Annotated in this window: 15 protein-coding genes; 9 read left to right on the top strand and 6 right to left on the bottom strand. The window is 69.6% G+C overall.

Annotated features, from left to right (window positions below; all coding sequences use genetic code 11):
• Positions 1-63: 63 nt before the first annotated feature.
• The 9 genes from IEY17_RS02255 to IEY17_RS02215 all read left to right on the top strand — a co-directional run bounded on the left by IEY17_RS02255 (position 64) and on the right by IEY17_RS02215 (position 11,101).
• Positions 64-1,857, top strand: a complete 1,794-nt coding sequence (locus IEY17_RS02255; RefSeq protein WP_188984841.1) for an alpha/beta hydrolase — start codon at positions 64-66, stop codon at positions 1,855-1,857.
• Positions 1,854-2,378 carry an LppA family lipoprotein gene (locus IEY17_RS02250; RefSeq protein ID WP_188984839.1) on the top strand — a complete coding sequence of 175 codons (525 nt, stop codon included), beginning with the start codon at positions 1,854-1,856 and terminating at the stop codon, positions 2,376-2,378. The genes IEY17_RS02255 and IEY17_RS02250 overlap by 4 nt, the downstream gene beginning before the upstream one ends.
• Before the next feature lie 179 nt (positions 2,379-2,557).
• Entirely contained in the window at positions 2,558-4,183 is a 1,626-nt protein-coding gene (locus IEY17_RS02245; protein ID WP_188984837.1) for an alpha/beta hydrolase, read from the top strand.
• 30 nt (positions 4,184-4,213) lie between these two features.
• Entirely contained in the window at positions 4,214-4,657 is a 444-nt protein-coding gene (locus IEY17_RS02240) for an LppA family lipoprotein (RefSeq protein WP_188985332.1), read from the top strand.
• Positions 4,658-4,790: 133 nt separating this feature from the next.
• Entirely contained in the window at positions 4,791-5,777 is a 987-nt protein-coding gene (gene dapD, locus IEY17_RS02235) for a 2,3,4,5-tetrahydropyridine-2,6-dicarboxylate N-succinyltransferase (RefSeq protein WP_188984835.1), read from the top strand.
• 446 nt (positions 5,778-6,223) lie between these two features.
• Entirely contained in the window at positions 6,224-7,438 is a 1,215-nt protein-coding gene (locus tag IEY17_RS02230) for a helix-turn-helix domain-containing protein (RefSeq protein WP_188984833.1), read from the top strand.
• Positions 7,439-8,051: 613 nt separating this feature from the next.
• Positions 8,052-8,798, top strand: coding sequence for a hypothetical protein (locus IEY17_RS02225; protein WP_188984831.1), 747 nt, complete (start codon positions 8,052-8,054; stop codon positions 8,796-8,798).
• 4 nt (positions 8,799-8,802) lie between these two features.
• A complete protein-coding gene (gene cyaB, locus IEY17_RS02220; protein ID WP_188984829.1) occupies positions 8,803-9,366 on the top strand; it encodes a class IV adenylate cyclase in 564 nt (187 codons plus the stop codon).
• Between the two features lie 799 nt (positions 9,367-10,165).
• Positions 10,166-11,101 (top strand): CHAD domain-containing protein, encoded by a 936-nt coding sequence (locus tag IEY17_RS02215; protein ID WP_188984827.1) that lies wholly within the window; start codon positions 10,166-10,168, stop codon positions 11,099-11,101.
• A gap of 33 nt (positions 11,102-11,134) precedes the next feature.
• Here IEY17_RS02215 and dapC read toward each other — a convergent pair whose 3' ends face one another.
• The 6 genes from dapC to typA form a co-directional block, all read right to left on the bottom strand.
• A complete protein-coding gene (dapC, locus tag IEY17_RS02210) occupies positions 11,135-12,259 on the bottom strand; it encodes a succinyldiaminopimelate transaminase (RefSeq protein ID WP_188984825.1) in 1,125 nt (374 codons plus the stop codon).
• On the bottom strand, positions 12,256-12,576 hold the full coding sequence (gene fdxA / locus IEY17_RS02205; protein ID WP_188984823.1) for a ferredoxin: 321 nt from the start codon (positions 12,574-12,576) through the stop codon (positions 12,256-12,258). Before fdxA ends, dapC begins: the two co-directional genes overlap by 4 nt.
• Positions 12,577-12,793: 217 nt before the next feature.
• Positions 12,794-13,159 (bottom strand): hypothetical protein, encoded by a 366-nt coding sequence (locus tag IEY17_RS02200; RefSeq protein ID WP_188984821.1) that lies wholly within the window; start codon positions 13,157-13,159, stop codon positions 12,794-12,796.
• Entirely contained in the window at positions 13,156-14,067 is a 912-nt protein-coding gene (gene mshB, locus IEY17_RS02195) for an N-acetyl-1-D-myo-inositol-2-amino-2-deoxy-alpha-D-glucopyranoside deacetylase (RefSeq protein ID WP_188984819.1), read from the bottom strand. The genes IEY17_RS02200 and mshB overlap by 4 nt, the downstream gene beginning before the upstream one ends.
• A gap of 200 nt (positions 14,068-14,267) precedes the next feature.
• On the bottom strand, positions 14,268-16,019 hold the full coding sequence (locus IEY17_RS02190) for an ABC transporter family substrate-binding protein (protein ID WP_229679758.1): 1,752 nt from the start codon (positions 16,017-16,019) through the stop codon (positions 14,268-14,270).
• A gap of 219 nt (positions 16,020-16,238) precedes the next feature.
• Positions 16,239-18,155 carry a translational GTPase TypA gene (gene typA, locus IEY17_RS02185; protein WP_188984815.1) on the bottom strand — a complete coding sequence of 639 codons (1,917 nt, stop codon included), beginning with the start codon at positions 18,153-18,155 and terminating at the stop codon, positions 16,239-16,241.
• Positions 18,156-18,524: the final 369 nt, after the last annotated feature.

Raw genomic sequence — 18,524 nt, 5'->3', positions numbered from 1 at the left:
TCGGGCCGTGTGCCCGGCAATGCAAGCGAGTCACCCCGTGGCCCGGGAAGTAAGGGGAAGCACATGGTGTCGTTAGCCGATGTCCGACGCTGGAAGCCCGAGGGTCTCGACGCGGTGCACCGGGAGCTCGGCAAGCGCCGCGATGACCTGATCAGCCTGCAGGACGAACTCGACGGCGCCAAGAACCCCGACGGCTGGACCGGGAAAGCCGCCGACAGCGCCGCCCAGCAGCACACGAAGCTGCTCGCCGACATGCGCACCCTCGTCGCCGAGGTCGCCACCGTGCGCGTCGCCGTCGCCGCAGCCGCCGACGACGTCACCAAGATCAAGCAACAACTCACCCAGGCCGAACACGAAGCACGAGCCCACGGCTTCCAGATCACCGAAGAAGGCGGCATCAAGGACGTCAACCCACCCAAGGACGTCCCCGAAGACCAGCTCGAGGCAGTCAAACAAAAACGCATCCAGGTCCGCGACAAACTCGTCGACACCATCGAGAAAATCCTCGACGAGGCAGAACGCACCGACGCCGAACTCGCCAAGGCCCTCACCGCCGCCAACCAGGACACAATCCAGCCCGGCAAAGGCGGCACCCTGGCCGACGCCGCCAACACCACCCAGATCCAGGCCCTCGTCGCCTCCGCCGGGAAGCCCAAGGAGAACACCCCAAAGGCCAACGCCGAGTGGTGGAAATCGCTGTCCGACGAACAACGCGCCGCACTGCTGGAAACCGCGCCCGGCTGGCTCGGTAACCGCGACGGCATCCCCGCCGAAGTCCGCGACCAGATCAACCGAGCCAACATCGACGACGAACGCGCGAAGCTCACCGAGCAGAAGCAGCAGCTCCGGGAAGGCGGCGTCACCGACGACGAGAAGGACAAGATCGAGGAGATCGACGCCAAGCTCAGGTCCATCGACACCATCGAGAAGACCATCGCCCGGGAAAACCCGCCGCGCCAGCTGATGTTGTTCGACACCAGCGGTGAGCGGGTCAAGGCCGCCGTGGCCGTCGGCAACGTGGACACCGCCGACCACGTCTCGGTCTTCACCCCCGGCTTCACCACCACGGTCGACGGCAGCCTCGAGAACTACGACGACAAGATGCAGGAACTCGTCACCGAGTCCGAGCAGGAGCTCCGCCGCCACGGCAAGCACGGCGAGGTCGCCGCCGTCACGTGGATCGGGTACGAGGCGCCGCAGTGGGACGAGTTGGCTGAGGACGACCACTCGGTGCTCGGCGCGGATGCGGCCGAAAAGGGTGGAGCCAAGCTCAACGACTTCTACAAGGGCATCAACGAATCCCGGGACACCGATCCGCACCTCACCGCGATCGGCCACTCCTACGGCTCCACCACCACCGGCTACGCCCTGCAGAAAGGCGACCACGGCGTCGACGACGCGATCATCTACGGCTCACCCGGCGTCGGCACCAACGACATCGAGGACCTGCACGTCCCCGAGGGCCACGCGTACCGGCTGGAAGCGAAGAACGACGCGGTCGCCGACCTCGCGCGCTTCGGCGGCGACCCGTCGCACATGGAGGGGTTCAAGGACCTGTCGACCGCGAAGTCGAAGGAGGGCGCGGAGGTCACCGGGCACAGCGACTACCTGAACCCGGACACCACGAGCCAGCACAACATGGCCGTCGTCGTCGCAGGTATCCCGGAGCAGGCCGTGACCGGCAAGACCGACGGCGTCGGCGACGTGCTCTCCTACCTACCGCACCAGACCCAGGAGCTGGGTTCCAAGGTCCACGACTGGGGAGCGGGAGCGGTCGACAAGGCCAAGGACTTCGGTTCGGACGCGGTCGACAAGGTCAAGGAAACCGGATCCAGGATCAAGGATCTGTTCTCATGAACAAGCTCATCGTGTTCGCCTTCTGCGCACTGCTCGCCGCAGGCTGCACCGGACCGTCCGACGGGGGAAACGTGTCAGACCAGCTCAGCGTCCTTCAGCAGCGTCCGTCCATGGAGGAGATCACCGCGCGATACGAGGAGATGCAGCAGAAGCTGCGTGATCGGCTGTCGGCCGACCTCGGTCTCCCAACGCCGTGGGTCAACGAAGGGGGTTTCGGCGAAGCCGGCTGCAGCGAGTTCCCCGGCATCGACGGCGCGGAGAAGCACAGCCTGGACCTGTGGCTCCACGAGGGCAACATCCCGGACGCGCAGTGGCCGCAGGCACAGCAGATCGCCGTCGAGGTCACCCGCGAGTATGGCTTCACCGAACTCGAGGTGATTGTCGACCGGCCTGCCGACCACAAGGTCGAACTCCGCGACGGCTTCGGCGCCCAGCTGCACTTCGGCACCGCGGTCAACACGATCATAAGCGTCCGGACCGGCTGCCACCTGCTGGCGTCCGCCAGGGGCGGTCAGGGCTGATCGTGCGGCCCGAGCCGGCCGCGGAGGTCGCCGCTCCGCTACTGGCGGGCGGCGTCATCCAGCTCACGGCCACCTCGGTCGGCTGATTCGGCCGCACGAACAGGTGGTCTGGACTCGCGGCCGTGTTGCACCGGTACGACGCTCGCCCGGGAGCCCTGTGCTGGAAAGGGGTTTGCGGCATGGTGTCGATCGCCGACGTGCGCCGGTGGAGGCCCGAGGCGCTCGAAGAGGTCTTCCGCGCCCTCGGCAGGCGTCGGAGCGACCTCGCCGGGATCGATGACGAGTTCGGCGCCGCCCGCAACCCCGAGGGGTGGGACGGGGCGGCGGCCGAGCAGTCCGCGAAGCGCCACGCCACCCTCGGCGCGCAGCTCCAGCGGCTGGGCGACGAGGTGACCGCGGTGCGCGACGCCGTCGGCCGAGCCGCCGAGGACGTCCGGCGGGTGCGGCGGCGACTCGACGCCGCCGAGCACCGGGCGCGCGCCCACGGCTTCGAGATCACCGAGGACGGCGCCATCCGCGACGTCCGACCCTCGCGGGACGTCCCCGCCGACCACGAGGTCCACCAGCAGCGGCGGCGGGTCCGCGACGAACTGGCCGCCGAGATCCAGGCCGTCCTCGACGACGCCGAGCGCGCCGACGCCGCCCTGGCCAAGGCGCTCGTCGCGGCGGAAAGCGGCCCCATCGCGCCCGCGACGGTGCGCACCACCGCTGCCGCGGGCGCAATCCCCGAGGACGGCACCCCCGCCCAGAACGCCAGGTGGTGGAGATCCCTGCCGCCCGCCGAGCGCGCCAAGCTGGCCGCCAACCCGCCCGCCTGGCTGGGCAACCGCGACGGCATCCCGGCCGCGGTCCGGGATCGGGCCAACCGGGCCCGCATCGAGGAGGAGCGCAAGGCGCTGCACCGGCGAAAGGTCGAGCTGGAAGGCGACGGCACCACGCGCGGCGAGCGGGAGCGATTGGCCGACATCGACGCCAGGCTCCGGTCCCTCGACGCCATCGAGAAGATCCTGGCCCGCGGCGACCGGCAGCTCCTGCTGCTCGACACCGGCGGCGAACGCGCGAAAGCCGCGGTGGCGGTGGGCGACGTGGACACCGCCGACCACGTCGCGGTGTACACGCCGGGCTTCAACACCACCGTCGACGGCGCGCTGCACGCGGACACGCAGATGGACCAGCTGCGCCGCCAGGCGCAGTTCGAGAGCGACCGGCACGGCGACGGCGGCACGGTCGCCACCGTCACCTGGATGGGCACCGAGTTCCCGCTGTGGCGCGAGATCGCCGACCCGGACCGCTCGGTGGTGTCCTCGGCATCCGCCGAGGAGGGCGGCCGGAAGCTGGCCCGCTTTTGCGCGGGCATCAACGCCTCGCGCGACACCGCCCTGCACCTGACCGCCATCGGCCACTCCTACGGCTCCACGATCACCGGCTACGCGATGCAGCAGGACGGCCACGGTGTGGACGACGCGGTGTTCTCCGGGTCGCCGGGCGTGGGCACCAACGACGTGCGCGACCTCCGCGTGCCCGCCGGGCACACCTACCGGATCGAGGCGGAGAACGACTGGGTCGCTGACCTGGGCCGCTTCGGCGGCGACCCCAGCCACCTGGACGGCATGGTCGGCCTGTCCGCGAAGGACGCCTCGGTCGGCGGGCGCACGCTCAACGGCGTCCAGGGCCACGGCAGCTACTTCGCGCCCAACAGCACCAGCCAGTACAACATGAGCGTCGTCGTGGCCGGGGTCCCCGACCGGGCGGTCAAGGACGACGGGCTGGGCATCGGTGACATGATCTCCGGCATCATCTCCTAGGAAGATCACGTCCAGCGCCACCATCGGAACCTGACGGGGGACACCGTGGAAGACCCGCGCATCCTGCTCCAGAAACGCCCCGGCATGGCCGAGATCAGCGCCCGCTACCGGCAGATGCAGCAGCGGCTGCGGGACCGGCTCGACCACGAGTTCGGCCCCCTGTCCTGGTCGATGTCGGCCCCGGTCAGCCGGTCCGGGTGCACCGAGTTCCCGGACGTCGCCGACGCCGAGAGCTGGGTGCTGGAGTCGTGGAAGTCACCGGGCAACCTGCCCGACGAGCACTGGCTGCGGGCGGTGGAGATCATCCGGCACATCACCGGCGAGTACGGCTTCGGCGAGCCCGAGATCATCGTGGACCGCAGCGGCGACCACGAGATCACGGCCAACGACGAGTACGGCGCGGTCTACCAGTTCGGCACGGCCCGCAACACCGTGCTGATGGTCACCACAGGATGCCACCTCGTGGAACGCTGAGATGTGCGCATCCGGATCGTTGCGCGTGGGTCGGCGCAACCCCGGACGCCTTCGCTGCGGGAGCACCGACGTCACACCTGTCCGGCCGACCCCATGCGGGCGGCTGTCACCTGCGCGGATTACGGTTCCCGGTATGAGTGCACAGTCTCCCGACCCGCAGACCACGGGCGCCCACGGCGTGGGCCTGGCCACCGTGACCGACGACGGCACGGTGCTGGACACCTGGTTCCCCACCGTTCGGTTGGGCGAGCCCGGCACCTCCGGCACCACGCGCCTGTCCGCCGAGCAGGCGGCCGAGTCCCTGGGCGAGGCCGGGGCCGCGCTGCTCGGGCGCGACGAGGCCCGCGGGGTCGAGGTCGTCGCGGTACGCACCGAGATCGGTCGGCTCGCCGACGAGCCGGTCGACGCGCACGACGTGTACCTGCGCCTGCACCTGCTGTCGCACCGGCTGGTCCGGCCGCACGGCCAGAACCTCGACGGCATCTTCGGGCTGCTGGCCAACGTCGTGTGGACCAACCACGGCCCGTGCCCGGTGGAGGGCTTCGAGGCGACCCGGCTGCGGCTGCGGGCGCGCGGCCCGGTGACCGTCTACAGCGTGGACAAGTTCCCGCGCATGGTCGACTACGTCGTGCCGTCCGGGGTGCGCATCGGCGACGCCGACCGGGTCCGGCTGGGCGCGCACCTGGCCAGCGGCACCACCGTGATGCACGAGGGCTTCGTCAACTTCAACGCCGGCACGCTCGGCGCCTCGATGGTGGAGGGCCGGATCTCCGCGGGCGTCGTCGTGGGCGACGGCTCCGACGTGGGCGGCGGCGGCTCGATCATGGGCACCCTGTCCGGTGGCGGCAAGGAGGTCATCTCCATCGGCGAGCGGTGCCTGATCGGCGCCAACGGCGGGGTGGGCATCTCGCTGGGTGACGACTGCGTGGTGGAGGCCGGGCTGTACGTCACGGCGGGCACCAAGGTGGTGCTGCCGGACGGCACGATCACCAAGGCGCGCGAACTGTCCGGCTCGGACGGCCTGCTGTTCCGCCGCAACTCCACGACCGGCGCGATCGAGGTCTCGCCACGTACCGGCGGCAAGGTGGAGCTCAACGCCGCCCTCCACGCCAACGACTGACGACAGGACGGGATGAAGGGGCACCATCTGGGAGCATATGGGTTGACCAGCAGTTTTAGCGATTTTTGGTATTCCGCCAGCTCTCGGATGGTGCCCTCCGGCGGCGAGCATGACGGAGGCGAAGGTGTGGCGGAGGGCGTGCATGCTGTCGAACGAGTGACACAGTGCCGAGACGCCGTTTCAATGGCCCTGGCGTCGCCAACGACCGACCGCGCGGTCGGATTCACGATGCGGCATAAGCGGCAGCAACCGCACTACTTTCGCATGCCAACCACGCCGCGAATACCGCCGAACGTTGAGCCAGCACACCGGGTCGTTGGCTACTTTCGGTGACCGATCCCTCGTGGGTCTGTCACCGGAGACATCTCCGCAGATACGCTCAGATCATCCCTCTGCGTAGGGAAGGACGTTGCGGGGGGCGCGGGGTTTGCGGCGAGGAACGGCTGATGCAGGCTGATGAACTCGCAGGTAAGTCGATCGGCGAACGGCTCCAGGTCATCCGAGAACGGACGGGCAAGTCGAGGGCAGTCGTCGCCGGACTGGTTGGCCGGTCACCCGATTGGCTCAAGCAGGTAGAGAAAGGGAAGATTCAAACGCCGAGGCTTCCCACTCTGGTCCGCCTCGCTGAGGCGCTTGGAGTGCGGGATCTCGCCGAGATCACCGGTTCCGCCTCCGTGCCTGTCGACCTCAACCGCCGCGCCGGACACCCGGCAGTTGAGGCACTACGCGAGGCCATCGAAGAGATGCCGCTTACCGCTGGTACCTCGGCACCTCCGAACGTTGCCGCGCTGAAGCAGTCAACGGACTATGCCTGGAATCTCTGGCACAACAGTCCGACACCACGCAGCGCGGCAGGTGCGTTGCTGCCCGGAATCATTCGGGATGCCCGGCGCGCGGCCCGAACGTTGGACGGCAAACCGCGCCGCAGCGCTTACGCAACCTTGACGAGCGCATACGCACTCGCGCATCAGGTCCTCGCCTGGGTGTCCGACACCCCGCTCTTGTGGTTGGTCGCAGACCGCGCAATGAACGCTGCAGCGCACGCCGGAGAGCCGGAGTCGATGGCATTGGGCGCGTGGGTGCTCGGCAATGTTCGGAGAGCGACCGGGCGAGAAGAAGACGCCTACCGGCTGGTGACCGAAGCGGCGGCGTTGTTGGAACCTCGACTGAACGAAGGTACCGAAACAACACGTGCCCTGTGGGGTGCGATGCACCTTCATGGCGCCATCACCGCAGCGCGTCTAGGCCGGGAAGGCGACGCGCTTTTCGCGCTCGACCAAGCCGGTGCCATGGCTCGGAGGATGCCTGCGGGCTACGCTCATGTGGCCACATTGTTCGGTTCGGCAAACGCCGAGGTGACCGGCGTAAACGTCTACACCGACCTGCGAAAGTCGGCGCATACCCTCGACGCTGATATCGACGCCCTCCCTTCTGTTCACCGGCGATCCAGGCTTTGGCTTGATATGGCGCGTAGCTATCACCAGCGCAAGGATCGCATTGCGACGCTTCAAGTTCTCCAGCGTGCCACTGACACCTGCGGAGAGTCGATGAAGCATCACCCGATGGCCCGGGGAATCGCTGGGGACCTGGTCAGAAATGGCAGCCGAGGTGCCCAGAGGGACGCCCGGATTCTTGCCAAGCGCCTCGGGTTGACCGTCTAAGCTCGTCCGATCAGGTAGGGGGGTGGATTTCTCCCCCTACCTGTTTTTTGTTGGGGCCAAGCTTTGTTCGTGCCGCGAAGGCCCCATCGTTTCGTCCTCCCGTCCCCCGAAACGGCCGGACCGCAGTTGGAGTGCTGGAGCGGCAACGGCGGGGCCCGGAGTCCTCACACAAACCGTAGTAACAGCTCCGGGTCCCGCCACCCGCCGACATCTGGATTGGCCACCACCGCGTAGCGCACGAGCGCAGCCCGCACCGCGACGGCTGGACGTGGTGTGACTCCCGCATCGTCGGCAGCGACGCACCCACCCACGCACGACTCATCAGCGTGGTCGGCTGCCGCGCCTGCGTAGTCGCACGCCTCCACGCCAACGCCGCCTAGATTCCGGTGGCTGTGTCGCAGTCCTCCCTGTGCCCCCTGACCGGCGCGGCCACCGGGTTCCACCCGCATTGCGATCACGAACACCCCACCCGCGTCAAAGATCTTGAGAGAGAGGGAAGTTGAGCCACGTTACACAGCCTGTGTTCGCTACCGATCAGAAGACCAACGCCGGGTATCTCGATCTCGCCGCTAACGCTCACGGGGAAGAAAGGGCTTTCTGATCTGCCAGGCCCTTGACCGCATTCGGCCTCATCGACGTGGCGCATCTCGACACCACCCGATGCGCCTTCATTTCGGCACCACTGGGCGTGTTCCGCGAAGTGCAGCGGCATTACATCACCTTCCGAGATCACGCGTGGAGGCCCGGAGCGCTGGGCTTTACCCCCATTTTGGAAGGCCATTTCGCGCACGACTGGATCGACTTCCGCACCGGTCACAAGCGGGTGCACTACACCCTCAGCGGTACCGACTGGTTGACCGCGACGCAGAAGACGATGCTGCGCGCGATGAGTGAGCCCTACGCCGATCACCACACCATCGACGGCGACATTTTCGACAACATCACTGACGTGGCCCTCACCTCCTTCTTGGAGGCCGCCGAGCTCGGAGAAGCCGACTGCACACGGGTGTGGGAAACCTGGCGGATCCGCGAAGGACACGAGACCTACGCCTACCTGACGCTGGACGAGCTGCTCAGCGCGTTCGCCGTGAACTCCGTGCAGGCAGCCACCGACCCACCCACGGTACTGATGCCCGCGCAGCCGGGTGACGTCCGGCGAGCCGAACGCCGCTACTACAACCGGTTCCTGTCCAAGCGGCTAGCAAATCCGCTCCCCGATGCCAAACAGCTTGTGCTGTTCCGCAGCATCCCGCTCACCGACGTGGACACGCTCACCCAGGCACTGGAAACCCTGCAAGGATGCTGCGGAAAGGAAAGCTTGGCCCGCGTGTACGAAGCCGTCAACCACAGGGGACGATAACGACATGATCGAAGTTGAGCGGAAACGCCAGATCTCCAGCACGGACGAGCCGGTGATCCGGTCCCGGCTCACCGAGGCGAACTACCACGCAACCAGCACGATGGTCGAGGTTGATACGTATTACAGCCGCCCCGATGTTGACTTCCTGCAGACCGTGGAGTGCCTGCGAGTACGGCAGAGCGACGGGTTCGCGGAGATCACCTACAAGCCCGCTTCGACCGCCACCACCCACAGCGCCGCCGACATCATCGCCAAGCAGGAAACGAACCTGATCCTACGTGACGCCGCTGACGCGGAGACCGCCCACCAGTTCCTCACCAACCTGGGTATGGTCTTCCTCGCCCGGGTGGAGAAGGTCCGCACGACCTATCGGAACCCGACCTCGCCGGACATCACCGTCACTGTCGATGCCGTGACCGATGTCGGCATGTTTATCGAAACCGAAATCAACGCCACCGACCCCGACACCGCAACCGTCCTCCTGGAAGCTACCGAACAGCAGCTCAAGGTCACAGGACTTCCCGTCATATCTTTGCCGTACCGGGACCTCGTGTTGCAACTCAACTGATCGGCGTCCACCAGGCCGCACCCACAAGGCAACGCCTTCGGAACACCGGAGGCGCTGCCTTCTTGCGACTATCTAAAAGGCCCCCTAGCTGCGTACCACGGAGTCCTGGATGGCTTCGCCGAATTCGTTCAAGAATTCCTGCTCATCGGGAACGATCAGGGTATCGGTCACTTCTTACCCATCCGCGGAATGATGGCGATCAACCGCAAGCCGCCGGTCTCTTGCCACGTCGTTTCGAGCTGGAGAAACCCACCAGGCCCCACAAACAGGGAGTCTCTCACTGGATACTTGCCCTACTCGTCCGAGAATGTCCGTATTCTATTCCATCTGATCCTGCCACCTCTTCCAGGTACCGCGAAGGATATCGCGGCCTTTCGCCGTGTCGAAGATGCCAGTTCCGGCAAGTTCGCGGACGTTTTGTGTTGATCTTTGTTGTTGTGCTTGCTTGAGTGGTGCGCCAGGTCCGCGACCATCACCGCCATGACCGAACCCGCGTGAGCGATCACCGCAGCATCAGCGGAGCTGAAAAACTCGTCACGGCACCACCCCGGCGGTCCTGCCCACTGTCCGCCAGGCCGTCCGAGGGTCGGAAGCTGTCCGAACACGTCGGTACTCTCCAGCACTGTTTGTGCTGGTCAGGGCCCATATTCGGATTGTCGACGCAGGCCCCGAAGGCCCCGATAGGAAGGGCACCTTCGACCACGTCGGGGGTGTCCTTCATCCGTCATTCCGGTCGAGTGATCGTTGGCCACCAGATCGGACGAGGCGGGAGCGGGGCGCGGCGGTTTTACCATGGGTAATGGCCAGCAGCGCGCCGCACCGGCATCTCGCCCGCGCCGTCGGGCTGCCCGCCGAACCCGTGGTGGCCGGCCAGCGGGCCTGCGTCGCCGAGCACGTCCGTGCCGGGCTGGACACGCACCTGCGCACCCTGATCGCCCACGACCCCGGGACCCGGCTCGGGGAGGATCCCGAGGAACTGCACCAGATGCGCGTCTCGGTGCGGCGGATGCGCGCCCTGCTGCGGTCCGCCCGCCCGTTCCTGGACCGCAGCTGGTCCGAGCCGCTGCGCGCGGAACTCGGCTGGTTGGGGCGGGAGCTCGGCCCGGTCCGTGACCTCGACGTCCTGCTGGCGCGGCTGCGGCAGGAGACCGCCGACCTCCCGGGGGACGAACGCGCCGCCGCGGCGCGGCTGGTCACCGGGCTGAAAGCCGAGTACGGCACGGCGCGGGTCGAGATGCTCTCCGCCCTGGACAGCGATCGCTACCTGGCGCTGCTGCGCGCGGTCGTCAAGGCCACCCAAACCCCCACCGAGAAGTCCGATGTGGACACCGAGCGGGCGTTGCGGGATTTGGTGATCGGCCAGTACCGCAAGCTCCGCAAGGCCGTGCGGAGACTGCCCGACGACCCCGCCGACGAACAGCTACACGCGCTGCGCATCCGCGGCAAACGGCTGCGCTACACCGCCGAGCTGGCTCAGCCGACGCTCGGCACACCGGCGCGACAGCTGATCAAAGCGACCCGCCGGTTCCAGGACGTGCTCGGCGAGCACCAGGACGCGTGCGTCGCCGAACAACGGGTGCGCGAGCTGCTGCGCGACCTCGGCGACGACGTCGACACCACGGTTGCCTTCGTGGCGGGACGCCTCGTCGAACGAGAGCGGGCGCGCCGGGCCGAACACCGGGCCACCTGGCGCGAGGCGTGGGACGCGGTGCGCACCGCAGCGGACGCGATCTGACCGCGGGACCGGAGCGCCCGGTCCCGCGCCACGTCACTCGCCGAGCCGCTTCGCGGCCGCGGCGATCCGCTCGTCGGTCGCCGTCAACGCGATCCGCACGTGGCGCTCGCCCGCCGGGCCGTAGAAGGTGCCCGGCGCGACCAGGATGCCGCGCTCGGCCAGCCAGTCCACGGTCTGCCACGCGTCGTCGCCGCGCGTGGCCCAGAGGTACAGGCCGGCCTGCGAGTGCTCGATGCGGAAGCCCGCCGCCTCCAGCGCGGGCCGCAGCACCTCGCGCCGCTCCGCGTACCGCGCGCGCTGCGCGGACACGTGCGTGTCGTCGTCCAGCGCGGCGGTGATCGCCTCCTGCACCGGCCGCGGGACGATCATCCCGGCGTGCTTGCGCAGCTCCAGCAGGCGCCGCACCAGCTCCGGATCACCGGTGACAAACCCGGCGCGGTAACCGGCCAGGTTCGAGGACTTCGACAGCGAGTGCACCGCCAGCACCCCGCGGAAGTCCGAGCACACCGAGGGGTGCAGCACCGAGACTGGCTCGGTGTCCCACCCCAGCGCGAGGTAGCACTCGTCGGAGGCCACCACCGCGCCGAGCTCCCGCGCCGCCCGCACCGCGTCGGCCAGCTGCGAGGCGTCCAGCACCCGGCCGGTCGGGTTCGACGGGGAGTTCAACCACAACAACGCAGTCCCGGCCGGGGGCAGCTCACCCGGCGCCAGGCGGACGACCTCCGCCCCGGCGATCCTGGCGCCGACCTCGTAGGTCGGGTACGCCAGTTCCGGGATCGCCACCACGTCCCCGGGCCGGACACCGAGCAACGTGGGCAACCACGCCACGAGTTCCTTCGAGCCGATCGTGGGCAGCACCGCGTCCGGCTCCACCCCGGTGACCCCGAAGCGGCGCTGCAGAGCCGACACCGCAGCGGCGCGCAGTTCCGGTGTGCCGTGCGTGGCCGGGTATCCCGGCCGGTCGGCCACCGCGGACAACGCGCGCCGCAGGTTCTCCGGCACCGGGTCGACCGGTGTCCCCACGGACAGGTCGACGATGCCGTCCGGGTGCGCCTTGGCCCGGGCGGTCTGCTGCGCCAGCGAGTCCCACGGGAAGTCCGGCAGCTGCGGGCCGCGGGGCCCGGACGGCACCGCGCCCGGGCCGGCAGCGGAACTCATTCGCCCTGCGGCGGCAGGCTCTTGATGGGCTCGACGTCCTTGTTGATCTTGCCCACCTTCGCCGCGCCACCCGGCGACCCGAGCTCCTCGAAGAAGTCCGCGTTCGCCTTGGTGTAGGCGGCCCACTCCTCCGGCACGTCGTCTTCGTAGTAGATGGCCTCCACCGGGCAGACCGGCTCGCAGGCACCGCAGTCGACGCACTCATCGGGGTGGATGTAGAGCATCCGCCCGCCCTCGTAGATGCAGTCGACAGGGCACTCCTCGATGCATGCCTTGTCGAGCACGTCCACGCAGGGCTCGGCGATCACGTAGGTCACGGTTGCTCTCCTGCTCGAAGCGTTGTCCTCCACGCGCCCAGGAATCTCCTGACGCGGCTGCTGACAGTATCTCTCCTACTCACCCTGGACACGTAACTGGTCCCACAGCACGGGAGCGTTGCTGACGCTACGTCGCGGAGTGACCACCGTAAACGGCCCGCGTGCGGGTTACGTCACAGCCACCGGGTACCCAGCCTGCCGACCCGACGCGGCGCGGTCAGGACCGGGCGCGCCTGCCCATCACGATGCCCAACATCAGCGCGCCGGGCAGCGCACCGCCGCCGATCAGCAGCAGCGTTCGCCAGTCGTTGCCCAGCAGCACCACGTCGCCGCCCGGCCCGAACATGCCGACCACGAACACCGTCGCGAACCACACCACCAGCGGCGCTCCGGCGACCCGCCGTCGCGGCGAGATCCTGGCCGCCTCGGCGACCAGCAGCGGTGTGGTCACCGCGGCCACCGCAGCCGTGATCGGGAACTGCACCGCGCCGATGTAGGACGGCAGGAACAGCAGCTCGATCAGTGCCAGCAGCACGGCGTCGAGCAGCAGGAAACCGAACACGACTCCGTCGCGTGCGGTCAACGGTCCCCCACCGGTTCGGTACCGCTCCCCCCGAGCCCGCCGAACAGATCCGACTCGCAGCCTCGCGGGTCACCGGTGGCCAGCACGTAGTGCTCGGTCGTCACGATCGGCTGCGCCACCCCGTTCGACAGCGCGTACGCCGCGACGCCCTCGCCGTTGTCCCACTGGTCCAGCCACACCCGGACCTGCGTGCCGTGCGCGCGCAGGGCGCTGATCTTGGCGGGCAGGTGCTCGGCCACGTCGACGACCGTGGTGATCGTCTCGTCCGGAACGGACGGCAGCTCGTGCGGTGCCGGCAGGTCGAACGGCATGCCCTCGGCTGCGGCCAGCGCGTCCAGCCCCTTGACGACCACGTCGCGGGACGGCACCGCGTAGAACAGCCGCTGCACCTCGGGCACCCGCGCCACCGCGGCGACCGTCACCTCGTGCGCGCGCACGTGGTCGGGGTGGCCATAGCCGCCGTCGGCCGCGTAGGTGACGACGACCTGCGGCTTCACCTCGCGCAGCACCTGCTCCAGCGCGTCGGTCTGCTCCTGCGGGTCGCCGGTGGCGAAGGCGCGCGGGTGGGCCTCGGGCAGCGCACCGGCCTGGCCGGGCCGCTCCCACCGCATTCCGGAGTCGCGCCAGCGGCCGATGCCTCCGAGGAAGCGGTGGTCGGTCACGTGCAGGGCGGTGCAGGCGGAGCGCAGCTCGCCGACCCGGTAGCCGCCCAGCTGGTCGGCCTGGTCGGAGGCGAGCCCGCGCAGGCTCTCCGGGATGACCTCGCCTTCCTCACCGAGGGTGCAGGTCACCACCACGACCTGGACACCGCGGGCGGCGTAGCGGGCGATTGTCCCGCCGGTCCAGAGGGTTTCGTCATCGGGGTGCGCGTGTACCAGCAGCAACCGAGGTGGAGCCGTCAGCGTCACCGGTCCAGCCTAATCTGCGGCCTGGATCACAGTGCGCACGGTAGCGACATGAGCCCGAACGTTCGATCAGATCAGGCCGCGAACGGATGTCGCCACTACGCCACCCGCCCAGAAAGGACTGCTCCTGCGGAACCAATCAGCCGATCGAGTCAGGAGTGCAGGGCACCGTTGCCCGACCCGGTCCTGGCGCCGAGCGGTGATCAGTAGCCGTCGTTGTCGGCGGGCGTTCCGACCCAGTCCGCCGCCGTCGAGAACGGGCCCGACAGGCCGAAGCCCGCCTGGACGCCCGTGACCTCCCGGCGCACCGCGAGCACCTGGGCCTGCTGGTACAGCGGCAGCGCGATCGCCTCGCGCCACACCACGGACTCGACGTTGGCCGCCGCGTCGGCGAACGGCACCTGCCCGGTCATCGCCGCGTCGATCGTCGGCTGCAGCAGCTCGTCGCAGAACCCCGCCACGTTGTACGGGAACGGCTGCTCGCTGTCGGCCGCCACGCCCGGGCAGCCGAACGAGGACGCCATCATCGCCGCCGGGTCACCCCCGGCCGGACGCGGTGCGATCGCCATGTCCACCGAACCCGCCCCGCCGGACTCCCCGGTGCGCGGGCTGGTCGCCAGCATCTCGCCGAACAGCTGGTCGCCGGTGGGCGTCACCACCGTGGCCTGGATGCCCTGGTCGCGCAGCTGCTGGGCCGCCGCCTCGGCGATCTTGAGGTACGACTCGTGCTCGAACGGCGCGGCGATGACCAGGTTCAACGGCCGCCCGTCACGCACCCACGCACCCCCGCTGCGCTGGTATCCGGCCTCCCCCAGAAGGCGCTCGACCTGCGCGGGGTCAGGGCGCCTGGGCAGCGCGCCGGCCGGTTCGGTCGGCGTGTAGCCGCGTTCGGACGGGGCGAGGACCTGCGCGTGCGCCTGCAGCTGCTCCGCGGGGCCGCCACCGGTCCCGGCCTCGATCAACGCCTGCCGGTCGAGGGCCGCGAGGACCGCGTTGCGCACCGTGACATCGGCCAGCGCCCTGCTGTCGGGCCGCAGCAGAACCTGCATGGTCGCCGGACGCGGCACGGTGATCAGCTGCACGGCGTCGCCCAGCTCGTGCAGCGACCGCATGGTCGCCGCGTCCGCGCCGAACACGGCCAGGTGGCTGTCGCCGCTGCGCAGCGCCTCCACCTGGCGGGCCTTGTCCACCGCGCGCAGCACGATCCGGTCGGACTTGGCCGGCGGGCCCCAGTACCGGTCGTTGCGCTCCAGGATGATCTCGCCGCGGTCGAGGTCGACCTGCCGGATCGCGAACGGACCGCCGGAGGCGGGATAGCCCTCGTCCAGCACGGTCGCCCACCCGCGGGGCGCGTCCCGCAGCAGGTGCGCGGGCAGCAGGTTGGTGAACAGGGTCTGCCACCCGGGGTACGGCTTGGCGAAGGTGACCTCGACGGTCTTGCCGCCCTGCCGCGACGCCACGTCGTCGATCAGCTGGTACCCGGCGGGATCGGCCACACCGGGCTGCGAGCGCAGCTGCTCCCACAGGTAGACGAAGTCCTCGGCGGCGATCGGCGCTCCGTCGGACCAGCTGGCCTCGCGCCGGATCCGGTACCGGACGGTGAACTTCTCCGCGTCCGGCACGACCTCCGCGGACTCCATCAGCGTGGTGTCCAGCTGCAGGCTGCCGTCGGCGGCCGGGCGGAACACCGACGGCAGCATCAGGCTCGCCAGGGCCGAGCTCGTCGGCGACAGGTCCGCCAGGGTGTGCGGGTTGAACCCGCCCTCGAGCTCGTCGACCCCGACGACGACCTCCACCGGCATCGGCTGCGTCGGCGGCGCGCTGGTCGTCGGGGGCGGCGTCGGGTGCTGCGGCACCAGCGGCGGCGGTGGCGCGTTCGTGCACGCCGCCACCACGCTGACGGACGTCACCAGCAGGGAGACCGCAGCCAGTGGGCGGCGTCGACCCTGGGACACGCCGAACCTCCCCTCACGTCTGCTTCCCCCGACCCACCCCGGCCACCGGGGCGCCATCGCACGTGCGGAAGACGCGCGAGAGCCCTCCATGGTTCCTGTCGTTCGCGAAATGATCGACACCGGGGTCGACCCCAGTGTGCGCGCCGCCCGGCACCCCCGCTGCCGAAACGATCGCGCCCCTGCCACGGCCCGAACCCGCAGGCCGCGGCCGACCTGTGGTCAGCGCGCGTTGTCGCGGGCCTTCGCGCGGGCCCGCTCGCGGGCACGCGTCGTGCCGTCCAGGGTCACCTTGCGAATGCGGATCGCTTCCGGGCCGACCTCGACGCACTCGTCGGCGGCACAGAACTCCAGCGCCTCCTCCAACGCGAGGGTGCGCGGCTTGGCCAGCCGCTCCAGCTCGTCCGCGGTCGAGGACCGCATGTTGGTGAGCTTCTTCTCCTTGGTGATGTTGACGTCGAGGTCCTCGGCGCGCGGGTTCTCCCCGACCACCATGCCCTCGTAGACCTCGTCGCCCGGCTCCACGAAGAAGCTGCCCCGGTCGGCCAGCTGCAGCAGCGCGTACGTGGTGGCCGTCCCGGCCCGGTCGGCCACCAGCGACCCGGTGTGCCGGGTGCGCAGCTCGCCGACCCACGGGAAGTAGCCCTCGAAGACGTGGTTGGCGATGCCGGTGCCGCGGGTCTCGGTGAGGAACTCGGTGCGGAACCCGATCAGGCCGCGGGCAGGCACCACATACTCCAGCCTGATCCGGCCGGTGCCGTGCCCGTCCATGCTCTCCATCCGGCCCTTGCGCGCGGCCAGCAGCTGGGTGACCGCGCCGAGGTGCTCCTCGGGTGCGTCGATGGTCAGCCGCTCGAACGGCTCGCACAGCTGGCCGTCGATGGTGCGGGTGACCACCTGCGGCTTGCCGACGGTGAGCTCGAAGCCCTCCCGGCGCATCGTCTCGACCAACACCGCCAGCGCGAGCTCGCCGCGGCCCTGCACCTCCCACGCGTCCGGCTTCTCGGTGGGCAGCACCTTCATGCTGACGTTGCCGACCAGCTCGGCGTCGAGCCGGTTCTTCACCAGCCGCGCGGTGAGCTTGGTGCCGCCGTTGCGGCCGGTCAGCGGCGAGGTGTTGACGCCGATGGTCATCGAGATCGCCGGGTCGTCGACGGTGATACGGGGCAGCGGGCGCGGGTCGTCGGGGTCGGCGAGGGTGTCGCCGATGGTGATCTCCGGGATCCCGGCGATGGCGACGAGGTCGCCGGCAGCCGCCTCGGCGCAGGGCACCCGGTCCAGATTCTCGGTGATGAGCAGCTCGGTCAGCCGCACCTTCTCGACCGTGCCGTCGGCCCGGCACCACCCGACGGTCTGGCCTTTGCGGAGGGTGCCGGAGTGGATGCGGCACAGCGCGATGCGGCCGAGGAAGGACGACGCGTCCAGGTTGGTCACCAGGGCGCGCAGCGGGGCGTCGACGTCGGCGGCCGGGGCGGGCACGTGCTTGAGCAGCACGTCGAACAGCGCGGTGAGGTCCTCTTCGGCGGGCAGCTCGCCGTCGACCGGCTGGGCCAGCGAGGCGCGGCCGGCGCGGGCCGAGGCGTAGACGACCGGCAGGTCCAGGACGGCCTCCATGTCGAGGTCGACCTCACCGTCGAGCTCGCTGGCCAGTTCCAGCAGCAGGTCGTGGGTCTCCTCGACGACCTCGGCGCAGCGGGCGTCGGGCCGGTCGACCTTGTTGACGACCAGGATCACCGGCAGACCGGCGGCCAGGGTCTTGCGCAGCACGAACCGGGTCTGCGGCAGCGGGCCCTCGCTGGCATCCACCAGCAGCAGCACGCCGTCGACCATGGACAGCGCGCGCTCGACCTCGCCGCCGAAGTCGGCGTGGCCGGGGGTGTCCACCACGTTGATGGTCACCGGGCCGGCGTCGGTCTGGCGGCGGATCGCGGTGTTCTTGGCGAGGATGGTGATGCCCTTCTCGCGCTCCAGGTCGTTGGAGTCCAGCACCCGGTCGACGACCTCGGCGCGTTCGGAGAACGCCCCGGACTGCCGCAGCATGGCATCCACCAGGGTGGTCTTGCCGTGGTCGACGTGCGCGACGATGGCGACGTTTCGGAGATCGCTGCGGATCGGGGCGACAACGCTCGTGGCGGACACGCGGGTACTCCTGGCTCGGCGCGGAAGTGGGCGCGGCGTTCGTCGACGTGCGGGCACCGCGAGCGGGGCACCTGCGGGTTCCCGGGGCGGGGCGGCCCGCGAGGTCTCGGGTGCGGTGATCCCGCAGCCGGACCGAGCCGCGGCTCCACTGCGCCGCTGCTGCGGAGCTGTTGTGCGGCACCCCGCGGTGGCGGGGCACGCGAGTCGACGCGCGGCTCGGTCCAGCGTAGTGCAACGCGACGCCGCACCGACCGCGGCGTGCCGAGCGCAACACCCCGGCGGCAGCAACATCAGGTTCGCGTTCCGGGTTAGGTTCGCCTACCCTGTGCCCAACCCCCGTCGGCACACCGAGAGAACCACCGTGGGCAA

This window comes from Saccharopolyspora thermophila (assembly GCF_014646075.1).
Taxonomy (GTDB): domain Bacteria; phylum Actinomycetota; class Actinomycetes; order Mycobacteriales; family Pseudonocardiaceae; genus Saccharopolyspora; species Saccharopolyspora thermophila.
The sequence above is the reverse complement of the archived record's forward strand: the minus strand, read 5'-3'. Positions and strand labels throughout refer to the sequence as shown.